Raw genomic sequence first — 11,400 nt, 5'->3', positions numbered from 1 at the left:
GGTTCGAGCCCCGTTTCGAGGCCGGTGGCCGTCACCTGTCGCCGCGGAGGTCCATCACTCGGCGTCGGGAGCGGACGGCGGCGGGGACGCAGACTCGTCGTCAGCCCCTGGCTGGCCGACGTCGAGGCGCTCGTTCCGGCGCTCGCGACGCTCGTTCTCGCGGTCGATTCGGCGGCCCGCGTAGAGGTAGTACGCCGGCGCGACGAGCGGGAGCACCAGCGTCGCGGCGAACCAGAAGTGGCGGGCGAAGCCGAAGTCGAGGCCCTGCCGACGGAGTGCGAGGAGGTCCCAGCGGACGAACCCGGCGAGGAAGACGTGGGTGACGACGTAGACGGCGACCACTCCCTGCGCGCCGGCGAAGGGAGCGAGCAACAGGAGAGGGACGCCGACGGCCCAGATGAGCCCGACGAGGCTTCGGTACGGGGCCACGATGGGCGAGCGCGCGACGGCGTCGTTCTCGGCTCCGGCGTTCTCCCCGCGCAGGTACCCATCCGATTCCATACCCGAACCGACAGCCGCCGCCGGCAAAAGCGTACTGTCGTCGGGAGAACCGGGAGGCGTGTCGCTCGGAAGCCGAGTTCGGCCCCGGGACGAGACAACTATTTATCCTTCAAGTGCCCACTTGTGGGTGGAGACTTGCGAATGGCGAAAGGTAAGGTCGCGTTCTTCAACGACACTGGCGGGTACGGATTCATCGAGACCGACGACGCGGACGAGGACGTCTTCTTCCACATGGAGGACGTCGGCGGCCCCGACCTCGAAGAGGGTCAGGAGGTCGAGTTCGACATCGAACAGGCCGACAAGGGCCCACGCGCGAAGAACCTCCAGCGACTCTAACCCCCGGCGTCGACGGCGGTATCGGCACACGAACGCGGCTTCTCCTGTTTTCGACCCCCGAGCGACGGCGCACGCTACACCAGGCCGGTCAGCCGAGACGCTTCACGTCGACGACGTGCCCCTCGTCCGGTGGGTCCGCGTCGTCTCCGCCGGCGAGCGGGAGGGCGACCCGGTCGACGACGTGGTCGCGGACCGCTCGACGCCACTCGGCGACCGCCTCCGCGTGGGCCTCGTACAGCGCCCCCTCGGTGACGGCGTCGCCGTCGGCCTCCAACCGGTCCGCGGTCTCGTCGACCTCGGGGTACGCCGGCGTCTCGCCGTCGACGAGCCGTCGGGGGTCGAGGTGGATGGGGTCGACGGACCCGTCGTAGCCGGCCGGCCCCTCCCCGCCGGCGACGTGGAGGCGGGCCCGCGCTCTGGCCGGGAACGGCGGTGTGATTCGGAGCACGGCGTCCCGGCCGCCTCGCGTGGCCGCCTCCAACGCGGTGACGAGGTCGTCGACGGTGACGGCGACCGACCGGATGCGCTCGGGGTCGTCGCTCAGTGGTGCGTCGGCGGGCATCTGCTTGTCAGCGGTGGTCGGAGTAACATAGCGGCGGCGGTTCGGCGTTCCGGGACACCTCCGCGATAGTTCCTCGTAGGCCCGGCGTTCGCCCTCGTCGCCGGAAGTAGCCGTGGCTCGGGAGTCGCTCCCGCCGGCCGGTCGTGGGGTGTCGAAAACTCACTTGCGGACGCCCGCGGATTCAGGTCCCACTGGCCGAGGACCCCCGGAGCGACCCGCCACAGGCCGGACAGGACGAACGGTACGCCGCGGAGCTCACTCGTCGTTCGCACTCCCGGCAGACGTACGGCAGCCGTTGCGACATCGACCCCATCTGCGCGGCGAGTGATGTTAAAACTTAGCACGCCCCGGTCCTCGGCGACAGTCACAAATTTTAATCATCGTTGGGGGGAGGGTTCGGTATGCCCTACAGCTACCGGCCGCACCACTTCGAGGACTTCGACATCGGCCAGGAGTTCCAGAGCGTCGGCCGCACCGTCACCGAGTCGGACTTCGTGATGCACTCGGCGTTCTCGGGCGACTGGACGGAACTGCACACGAACCGGCACTACGCCGAGGACAGCATGTTCGAGGGCCGCGTCGCCCACGGCCCGATGACGTTCATCCTCGCGACCGGGTTCGTCTACCGCTGTGGCTTCTTAGAGCGCACCGTCGTCGCCTTCCTCGGGATGAACTACATGAACATCCCCGGCCCGGTGAAGATGGAAGACACCATCTCGCTCGCGATGGAGGTCATCGAGAAGAAGGAGTTCTCCTCCCGGGACGACGCCGGACTCGTCGTCATCGACACCACGATGACCAACCAGGACGACGAAGTGGTGTTCGAGGGCGACATGAAGTTCATGGTGAAGACCCGCGACTGACCGGGTCACTCACCGCGGGACGCCCCGAGTGAAGCGCCTCACGACTCCGGTCCGCTCGGACTCGCTCCGGTACTCCTCCCCCGCCGGCCCGGCACTCGTCGGTCCCCCGGCGCTGGACTTCGCCAACCGACCCGACTCGACCCGACTCGACTCGATTTCACGAATCTCGTCGTGTTTACTAGCGGTGAATTTATCAGCGATAATTGATACAGTCCTGATAGGCTCGCCGGCGACGGCGGGCCCCCGCATCGCGGTGGCGGTCGGCGGCGTTCCCGTCGGCCGTCTCACTCACGCTGGCACGTGAACGCGCGGTCCCCGACCGTCCTTTCGCGGTCCTTTTTCGGTACCCGCGACAGCGTCGCGACTCGCCAGCCCCGGTCGTCGTCGCCACCGTAGTACCGTCGGTGTCGGCGACGCCGTCGCGACCCGAGCGGGCGCGTTCCAGCCACGTTTTTCAGGGGGCCGGACGTTCACAATCGTATGTCGAAGATTCCGGTCCTCGCAGACGAGGACGAACCGCGGGCGATCGACACCCACGCCCACCAACCCACCAGCGAGTTCCTCCACGACGCCGGCGGGGAGATGATGCAGGACGCGGCGGAGCGATTCGGCACCGACCTCCACACGTGGGACTACGACGAGATGGTCGAGGAGTACCACGAGCACGGCATCGGGAAGGCGGTCCTCCTCGGGTGGGACGCGGAGACCAACACCGGCAACCCGCCCGTCCCGAACGAGTACGTCGCCGAGGTACGCGACGACTACCCCGACTTCTTCGTCGGCTTCGGCAGCGTCGACCCCCTCAAAGACGACTGTGTCGAGGAGGCCCGCCGCTGTGTCGAGGACCTCGGCCTCTCGGGGTTCAAGTTCCAGCAGATAGCCCAGGGGTTCGACCCGAGCGACGAGGCACACGCGGAACTGTTCTCGACCATCGAGGACCTCGGCGTTCCCGTCGTCTTCCACGGCGGCAACTCCACGCTCGGCGCCTGTAGCCCCGGCGGACGCGGCCTGAAAATCAAGTACGGCAACCCGATGCTCATCGACGACGTGGCCGCCGAACACCCCGACCTGCAGATTCTCATCGCCCACCCGGCGTTCCCGTGGGAGCGCGAGCAACTGGCCATCTGCCAGCAGAAGGGGAACGTCTACATGGACCTCTCGGGCTGGCTCCCCAAGTACATCGACGAGCAGGTACTCCACTACGCCGCGACGGTGCTGAAGGACAAGGTGATGTTCGGCACCGACTACCCGATGATTCGCCCCGAGACGTGGCTGTCGTCGTTCGAAGAGCACACGAACTTCTCGGAGGAGATTCAGCGGAAACTGCTGTGGGAGAACGCCGAGGCGTTCCTGGGGCTGTAGACCCCGCGACCTGCCATCTCCGGGGACGGTCCGATTCGCCGTGACTGGCGGTTATGCGGCTGCGTCGCGTTCTACCATCGGAGGAACTCCATGGCAGTCGGACAGCGACGAGTGGGGGACGAGGTACTGCGCGGGTTCAGCGAGACGTTCCGGGGGGCGCTTTTGCGCCCCGGCGACGACGGGTACGACGAGGCCCGATCAGTGTGGAACGCGATGGTAGACAGACGGCCGGCGATTATCGCCCGCCCGACCGGCGCGGCGGACGTTATCGCGGCCGTCAACTTCGCTCGCGACAACGGTCTCGACCTCGCGGTGAAGGGCGCCGGACACAACATCGCCGGGAGCGCCGTCTGTGACGACGGCCTCGTCGTCGACTGCGCGCTCATGAACTCGGTTCGCGTCGACCCGACCGCGATGACGGCCCGTGTCGGTCCCGGTGCGACGCTCGGGGACGTCGACCACGAGACACAGGCGTTCGGGCTCGCGACCCCCACGGGCATCAACTCCACGACCGGTATCGCCGGGCTCACCCTCGGCGGCGGCTTCGGCTGGCTCAGCCGGAAGTACGGCCTCACCGTCGACAACCTCCGGTCGGTCGACATCGTCACGGCCGACGGCGAACTCCGCCACGCCAGCGAGGCGGAGAACCCGGACCTGTTCTGGGCCGTCCGCGGCGGGGGCGGCAACTTCGGCGTCGTCACCGCCTTCGAGTTCGACCTCCACGAGGTCGGCCCCGAGGTTCTCTCCGGGCTGGTCATCTACCCCTACGAGCAGGCGCCCGCCGTGTTGCGGCACTGGCGTGACTTCGTGGCCGACCTCCCCGACGAGTGCACGGTGTGGGTGAACAGCATGACGGCGCCGCCGCTTCCCTTCATCCCCGACGCGTACCACGGCGAGAAGGTGCTCGCCGTCATGCCGTGCTACGTCGGCGACCTCGCCGAGGGCGAGCGGCTGCTCGAACCGCTGCGTTCGTTCGGCGACCCCATCGCCGACGTGGTGGGGCCCCACAGCTACGCCCAGTGGCAGCAGGCGTTCGACCCGCTACTGCTCGAGGGCGCCCGCAACTACTGGAAGTCCCACAACTTCACCGAAGTGACCGACGACTGCATCGACGCTATCGTCGAGTACGCCGAACGACTGCCGACCCCGCAGTCCGAGATATTCGTCGCTCGGATGGGCGGGGCGGCGAACCGCGTCCCGGCTGACGCGACCGCCTACCCCCACAGGGACGCCGAGTTCGTGATGAACGTCCACACCCGCTGGGAGGACCCGACGATGGACGACGCGTGCGTCGCGTGGGCGCGGGAGTTCTTCGACCACATGGCGGGGTTCGCCACGGGCGGCGCCTACGTGAACTTCATCAGCGAGGGGACCGGCGAGGAGGCCCGCGCCTACGGCGGGAACTACGAGCGTCTCGCCGAGGTCAAGGCGAAGTACGACCCGGAGAACGTGTTCCGCGCGAACCAGAACGTGAAGCCGGCCGTATAGTTCGCTCTGAGTTTACTTTTCTCGGTCTCAGCTGAGTTAGACGTGCCGAGAGCTTCGGTCAGCTTTCCGACGCGCTCCGATTGTAAGGCTCGGTTCGAGTGATATTTGGAAGAAATTATATGTGGTGACATTCTGTTCACTTCATGACCATTTTAGATGACTTGTCCGGCTTCGAATTCGAGGACGTTATGGAGGACGTCTTTCGCAAATTGGGCTATCAGAACGTCCGACAGTCGGAGAAAACCGGAGACGAGGGCCGCGATATCCTGATGGAAGAGCGGGTTGACGGCCGACAACGAGGCATCGTGGTCGAGTGCAAGCACCAAGACCGGGTCGGTCGTCCGGTCGTTCAGAAGCTTCACTCCGCGATTACGACCTACGACTTCGATGGACCGAAGCGGGGAATGATTGTCACCACGGGGAGCTTCACCGACCAAGCGAAGGAATACACACAGAGGCTTCGGAATCAGGGAGACGGAACAGACATCGAACTTATCGACGGCAACGACCTCCGGGGTTTAGCTGAAGACGTCGGGCTGAATCTTTACAACGGACGTATCGAGATTCTGTGCGACCAGACACTCAGACCGATAGACCCCGCCGGCGGAATCGAGTCGCCGGTCCGGGAGGCGTTCCAGAAGGTGGCTAACTTTGACGCCCGGAAGCTATCCGAGGTGGATTCCACGGTCGAATTCGAGCCCGTCGTCTTTATCGATGCCGAGACGAACGCCCGCTTCGAAACATCCGTCGGCGTCATCCACCAGGTGAACGAGCGGACGCAGTTACTGCTTCGAGCGGACGGAACTACGCCACAGGCTGCCGACGAGACGATTCAACAGTTGGTTGCCGATGGCGGGCAACATACAGTCGGCGTAGACGACCGCCGAATCGTGGATGTCTTCGCTAGCACGCATACGAACCACTTCGGCCAGACTGAGACGGATTACAAAGAGTGGGTCGTCGACCATCTACAGAGAAAACACACGACCACCGTCGAGTACACCGGGGACAACAACGTCGACTACGAGAAAGAGTGTGTTCCGAATCTGTCGGACATCTCGGTCTCTTCGATTTCGCCTCTCTACGTACCGCGGATTCGTTCGCAGACGAAGCTAAAAGACTACGAATACTCTCTTGAGTACTACGCGGCAGGGCCGTCCCGTCAGACCGTCGAGAACGGAATCGGCCGCTGTGTTCACTGTGACGGGACCCTGCTGAAACACACGTACTGCGACAACTGTGGGAGCATAAACTGCCGTCGCCATATCAAGACCGAACGGGTCGAGGATGAGCCGGTTTGCACCGGTTGTGCGGTCACGGACCGATTCGCGCTCAGAAAACGCTACTTCTACGACCGAGACAACCTCGAAACCTTTCGAGAAGAGTACGAGGAGCGACCGGCGCATCTGAAGCTGATGGAGAACAAGCCGCTCGTGGCGAGTACGGCGCTGATGATGCTGGTCATGGTTGTGTTCGCCATCGGGATGTTCTGACCTTCTCCAGTAGCGTTCACGACCGCGTAACTCGCAACGCTCCTCGCGCTAACCCGTCTCAACAACACTTATCCCGGTCCCTCGATTCCGCTTTCCTATGAGCGAAATCGAAGTCACCCTTCCCGACGGGTCGGTGCTCTCCGTCCCGGAGGGGTCGACGGTCGAGGACGTCGCCTACGAGATCGGTCCGGGTCTCGGGAGCGACACCGTCGCGGGGGTCGTCGACGGCGACCTCGTCGACAAGGCGACGCCGGTCCACGACGGCGCCGACCTCGTCATCGTCACCGACGGTTCCGAGGAGTATCTCCGCGTCCTGCGACACTCCGCCGCCCACGTGTTCGCCCAGGCGCTGCTCCGTCTCCACCCCGACGCCAAGTTGACCATCGGCCCGTCGACGGACGATGGGTTCTACTACGACGTGACGAACGTCGACCTCGACCGTGAGGACCTCGACGACATCGAGGAGGAGATGGCCGACATCGTCGCCGAGGATTACGACATCGAGCGCTTCGAGCGCTCCCGCGAGGAGGCCTTCGACGTGTACGAGGACAACCCCTACAAGCAGGACATCCTCGAGACCGAGGCCGCCGACGAGGACCCCGTCTCCTTCTACAGGCAGGCGGAGTTCGAAGACCTCTGTCAGGGCCCGCACGTCGAGTCGACGGGCGAAATCGGCGCGTTCAAACTGCTCAACATCTCGTCGGCGTACTGGCGCGGCGACGAGGAGAACGACCAACTCACGCGCGTCTACGGCACGGCGTTCGAGGAGGAGGGCGACCTCGCCGACTTCCTCGAGATGCGCGAGGAGGCCGCAGAGCGCGACCACCGGAAGATCGGCAAGGAGATGGACCTGTTCTCCATCGCGAAGGACACGGGTCCGGGCCTCCCCCTCTACCACCCGAACGGGAAGCGCATCCTCGACGAACTCGCGGACTACGCGAAGGACCTCAACCTCGACGCCGGCTACGACCCCGTCGAGACGCCCCACCTCTTCCGCACGGAGCTCTGGAAGAAGTCGGGCCACTACGACAACTACGTCGACGACATGTTCCTCCTCGACGTGAACGACGAGGAGTACGGATTGAAGCCGATGAACTGTCCGGGCCACGCGACCATCTTCGACCAGCACGCCTGGTCGTACCGCGACCTCCCGGTCCGGTACTTCGAGGACGGGAAGGTGTACCGGAAGGAACAGCGCGGGGAGCTCTCGGGGCTCTCGCGGGTGTGGTCGTTCACCATCGACGACGGCCACCTGTTCGTCCGCCCGGACCAGATAGAGGCCGAAATCAACCTCATCATCGACAACATCCTGACGGTGTTCGAGACGTTCGACCTCGACGCCGACGTGGCGCTCGCGACGCGCCCGGAGAAGTCGGTCGGGAGCGACGAAATCTGGGAGCAGGCGGAGTCACAACTCCGCGCCGTCCTCGACGACGGTGACATCGACTACGACGTGGAGGAGGGTGACGGCGCCTTCTACGGGCCGAAGATAGACTTCGGCTTCGAGGACGCGCTGGGGCGCAAGTGGGACGGGCCGACGGTCCAACTCGACTTCAACATGCCCGAGCGCTTCGACCTCACGTACACGGGCGAGGACAACGAGGAACACCGTCCGGTGATGATTCACCGCGCGCTGTACGGGAGCTACGAGCGCTTCTTCATGGTGCTCGTCGAACACTTCAAGGGGAAGTTCCCGCTGTGGCTCGCGCCGGAGCAGGTGCGCATCCTCCCCGTCAGCGACGACAACGTCGAGTACGCGGAGTCGGTCGCCGCCGAACTCGGCGACTTCCGCGTCGAGGTCGAAGACCGCGACATGACCGTCGGCCGGAAGATTCGCGCCGCCCACGACGACCGCGTCCCGTACATGCTAATCGTCGGCGGTAACGAGGAGTCGGCCGGCACGGTGTCGGTCCGCGACCGCAAGGAGCGCGAGTCGAACGACGTGGAACTCGAGGCGTTCCGCCGCCACCTCGAAGCCGAGCGCGCCGAGAAGCGGACGGAGCCGGACTTCGTCGACGAGGCGTAGTCGGGTCGCCTTCGGCCGGTCCGTTCCCCGTCCGTGCCGCCCCCGCGGCTACTACCTTCTTTAGCTTCGACCGACAGGTGTCCGTGTGGAACCCGCTCCCACGGGCGAGGCCGGTCCCGGAGCCGACACCGGCCCGGACCCGGACTTCGGCGGCGCGGTCGACGCCCCGCACGCGGTCGACGCCGACACGCTCCTCGCCACCCTCGACACCGACGCCGGCGGTCTGAGCGACGCCGAGGCGGCCCGCCGCCGGGAGCGGTTCGGCCCGAACGAACTCGTCGCCGACCGCGGTCGCTCCCGGCTGTCCATCCTCCTCGCGCAGTTCTCCGACGCGCTGACGTGGGTGCTCGTCGGCGCCGCGCTGCTCTCGGTCTGGGTCGGCAACGCGGTCGACGCCGGACTCATCCTCGGCATCGTCGTCGCCGACGGCCTCTTCGGCTTCGTCCAGGATTACCGCGCCGAGCGAGCCGTCGGGGCGCTCGCGGCGATGGCGGCGCCGACGGCGAAGGTGCGACGCGACGGCGAGGAGCGCGAGGTGCCCGCCGCCGACCTCGTCCCCGGCGACGTGCTCCTGCTCTCGGAGGGGGACCGCGTCACCGCCGACGCGCGACTGCTCGAGTCGGCCGGCCTCGGCGCCGACGAGTCGGCGCTCACCGGCGAGAGCGTCCCGGTCGAGAAGGCGACGGGGACGCTCCCGACGGACACCCACCTCGCCGAGCGCACCAACGTCGTCTTCCGCGGGACCGACGTGACCCGCGGGTCGGGGGTCGCCGTCGTCGTCGCGACCGGGATGGACACCGAGGTCGGCGCCATCGCGGTGGAGCTCGGGGCCGTCACCGAGCGGGAGACGCCGTTCGAGCGCGACGTGGACGCGCTCGGTCGCCGGCTCGGACTCGGCGTACTCGTCGTCTGTGCGGCGTTGCTGCCGGTTCTCCTCCTGCGCGGCACCGAACCGGTGACCGCCCTCCTCACCGCCGTCTCGCTCGCCGTCGCGGCCGTGCCGGAGGGGCTCCCGGCGGTCGTCACGCTCACCCTCGCGGTCGGCGTCCGGGCGATGGCCCGCGAGGACGCCCTCGTTCGGTCGCTCCCCGTCGTCGAGTCGTTCGGCGCGGTCGACGTGGTCTGCACCGACAAGACGGGCACCCTGACCGAGGGCCGGATGCGCGTCGACCGCCTGTGGGTGCCCGACCGCGTCGTCGACCCGGACGGTGTCGAACCCGGCCCGGACTCCGACCCGAACGCGGCAGACGACCGTCTCGCCCGTCTCCTCACCGTCGGCGTCCTCTGCAACGACGCGACCGTCGACGACGGCGACCCGACCGAGCGGGCGCTCGTCGAGGCCGCCGAGCGCGCCGGTCTCGACCCGGCCGCGGTCAGAGGGCGCCACCCCCGCCGCGACGAGGTCCCGTTCTCCGCCGACCGGGGGCTGATGACGACCGTCCACGACGAGTTCGTCGCCGTCAAGGGCGCCCCCAGGACGGTGCTCGACCGGGCCGACCGCGTGCTCGGCGCCGAGGGCGTCGCCCCGCTCGACGACGGGACGCGAGCGCAGGTCGAAGCGCAGGTCGACGCCTTCGCCGACGAGGCGCTCCGGGTGCTCGGGTTCGCGTACCGTGCGGTCGAGGCCGACGCCCCCGACGGACCGGACGGACTCGAATCGGACCTCGTCTTCGTCGGCCTCCAGGCGATGCGCGACCCGCCGCGGGCCGAGGCGCGGGACGCGATTGCCGAGACCCGGCGCGCCGGCATCGACGTGAAGGTCGTCACCGGCGACAACGCGCGGACCGCGGCGGCCATCGCGAGCACGCTCGGTCTGGACGGCCGGGTCGTCTCCGGCGCCGACCTCGACGCCGCGGGGGAAGCGGAACGCCGTGCCCTCGTCGAGGAGGCGACCGTGTTCGCCCGGACGACGCCGAGTCACAAGGTCCGCATCCTCGAAGCGCTCCAGGGGGCCGGCCACACCGTCGCGATGACGGGCGACGGCGTCAACGACGCGCCGGCGCTGAAAGCCGCCGACGTTGGGGTCGCGATGGGCGTCCGCGGCACCGACGTGGCGAAGGGGGCGAGCGACGTGGTCCTTCTCGACGACGACTACGCGACCATCGCGAGCGCCATCCGGCGGGGTCGGGCCATCTTCGACAACGTCTGGAAGTTCGTCGTCTACCTGCTCTCGGCGAACGTCGCCGAGGTGTTGCTCGTGCTCGTCGCCTCCCTGTTCGGCTACCTCATCCTCCCGGCGGTCCAGCTTCTGTGGATAAACCTCCTCACGGACGGCCTGCCGGCGCTCGCCCTCGGCGTCGACCCCGAGAGCGGCGACGTCATGGAGCGCCCACCCCGTTCGCGCGACGACCCCGTGGTCGGCCGCGACGCGCTGACGTTCGTCGCCGGGGCGGGGCTGACGACGACGGTGGCGATGCTCGGCGTGATGTGGCTCTCGCTCGACGGCGCCCCGGCCGCGACGCCGTACGCGGTGACGATGGTGTTCACGGGCTTCGTCGTCTTCGAGTTCGGGAAGCTGTTCGTCGTGCGTTGGACGCGCCGGGCGCGGAGCCTGTCGAACCGCTGGCTGTTCGCCGCCGTCGGCGTCGCGTTCGCGCTCCACCTCGCGGTGCTCTACACCCCCGCCAGAGCGTACTTCGGGGTCGTCCCCCTCGCCGTGACCGACTGGCTCCTGCTCGCCGGGGCGTTCGTGGCGGCGGCGCCGCTGTTCGCGCTGACGGCGTTGGCGACGCGGCGGCTCTCCCGCCCGGCTAGTTCAGAAGACTGAGG

9 protein-coding genes are annotated in these 11,400 nt (G+C 67.4%); 7 read left to right on the top strand and 2 right to left on the bottom strand.

Annotation, left to right across the window (positions count from 1 at the left end):
* Positions 1 to 54 precede the first annotated feature (54 nt).
* Positions 55 to 501: a hypothetical protein gene (locus N5095_RS00580; protein ID WP_267619908.1), complete on the bottom strand. Its 447-nt coding sequence runs from the start codon at positions 499 to 501 to the stop codon at positions 55 to 57.
* A gap of 141 nt (positions 502 to 642) precedes the next feature.
* Between N5095_RS00580 and N5095_RS00575 the strand changes: the two genes are divergently transcribed.
* The gene (locus tag N5095_RS00575) at positions 643 to 837 is read left to right on the top strand and encodes a cold-shock protein (RefSeq protein WP_267619906.1); all 195 of its coding nucleotides are present in this window, start codon (positions 643 to 645) and stop codon (positions 835 to 837) included.
* Positions 838 to 925: 88 nt separating this feature from the next.
* On the opposite strand, the gene N5095_RS00570 is transcribed toward N5095_RS00575, so the two are convergent.
* On the bottom strand, positions 926 to 1,399 hold the full coding sequence (locus N5095_RS00570) for a DUF8009 family protein (protein ID WP_267619904.1): 474 nt from the start codon (positions 1,397 to 1,399) through the stop codon (positions 926 to 928).
* Positions 1,400 to 1,800: 401 nt separating this feature from the next.
* Here N5095_RS00570 and N5095_RS00565 point away from each other — a divergent pair, with 401 nt between their 5' ends.
* The 6 genes from N5095_RS00565 to N5095_RS00540 all read left to right on the top strand — a co-directional run bounded on the left by N5095_RS00565 (position 1,801) and on the right by N5095_RS00540 (position 11,398).
* Positions 1,801 to 2,262: a MaoC/PaaZ C-terminal domain-containing protein gene (locus tag N5095_RS00565; protein WP_267619900.1), complete on the top strand. Its 462-nt coding sequence runs from the start codon at positions 1,801 to 1,803 to the stop codon at positions 2,260 to 2,262.
* Positions 2,263 to 2,742: 480 nt separating this feature from the next.
* Entirely contained in the window at positions 2,743 to 3,624 is an 882-nt protein-coding gene (locus N5095_RS00560) for an amidohydrolase family protein (protein ID WP_267619899.1), read from the top strand.
* Between the two features lie 90 nt (positions 3,625 to 3,714).
* A complete protein-coding gene (locus tag N5095_RS00555) occupies positions 3,715 to 5,112 on the top strand; it encodes an FAD-binding oxidoreductase (RefSeq protein WP_267619897.1) in 1,398 nt (465 codons plus the stop codon).
* Positions 5,113 to 5,255: 143 nt separating this feature from the next.
* A complete protein-coding gene (locus N5095_RS00550; protein WP_267619894.1) occupies positions 5,256 to 6,605 on the top strand; it encodes a restriction endonuclease in 1,350 nt (449 codons plus the stop codon).
* A gap of 97 nt (positions 6,606 to 6,702) precedes the next feature.
* Positions 6,703 to 8,631, top strand: a complete 1,929-nt coding sequence (gene thrS / locus N5095_RS00545) for a threonine--tRNA ligase (protein WP_267619892.1) — start codon at positions 6,703 to 6,705, stop codon at positions 8,629 to 8,631.
* A gap of 85 nt (positions 8,632 to 8,716) precedes the next feature.
* Positions 8,717 to 11,398: a cation-translocating P-type ATPase gene (locus N5095_RS00540; protein WP_267619890.1), complete on the top strand. Its 2,682-nt coding sequence runs from the start codon at positions 8,717 to 8,719 to the stop codon at positions 11,396 to 11,398.
* The last annotated feature ends 2 nt before the right edge of the window (positions 11,399 to 11,400 follow it).

The sequence above is a fragment of the Halobium salinum genome, assembly GCF_026586625.1.
Lineage (GTDB): Archaea > Halobacteriota > Halobacteria > Halobacteriales > Haloferacaceae > Halobium > Halobium salinum.
Note: the sequence above shows the minus strand (reverse complement) of the source record. Positions and strands in the feature narration are given on the sequence as shown.

Coding starts and splice junctions, on each gene's coding strand:
- N5095_RS00575 (WP_267619906.1), top strand. CDS start 643: ATGGCGAAAGGTAAGGTCGCGTTCTTCAACGACACTGGCGGGTACGGA.
- thrS (WP_267619892.1), top strand. CDS start 6,703: ATGAGCGAAATCGAAGTCACCCTTCCCGACGGGTCGGTGCTCTCCGTC.
- N5095_RS00550 (WP_267619894.1), top strand. CDS start 5,256: ATGACCATTTTAGATGACTTGTCCGGCTTCGAATTCGAGGACGTTATG.
- N5095_RS00565 (WP_267619900.1), top strand. CDS start 1,801: ATGCCCTACAGCTACCGGCCGCACCACTTCGAGGACTTCGACATCGGC.
- N5095_RS00570 (WP_267619904.1), bottom strand. CDS start 1,399: ATGCCCGCCGACGCACCACTGAGCGACGACCCCGAGCGCATCCGGTCG.
- N5095_RS00580 (WP_267619908.1), bottom strand. CDS start 501: ATGGAATCGGATGGGTACCTGCGCGGGGAGAACGCCGGAGCCGAGAAC.
- N5095_RS00560 (WP_267619899.1), top strand. CDS start 2,743: ATGTCGAAGATTCCGGTCCTCGCAGACGAGGACGAACCGCGGGCGATC.
- N5095_RS00555 (WP_267619897.1), top strand. CDS start 3,715: ATGGCAGTCGGACAGCGACGAGTGGGGGACGAGGTACTGCGCGGGTTC.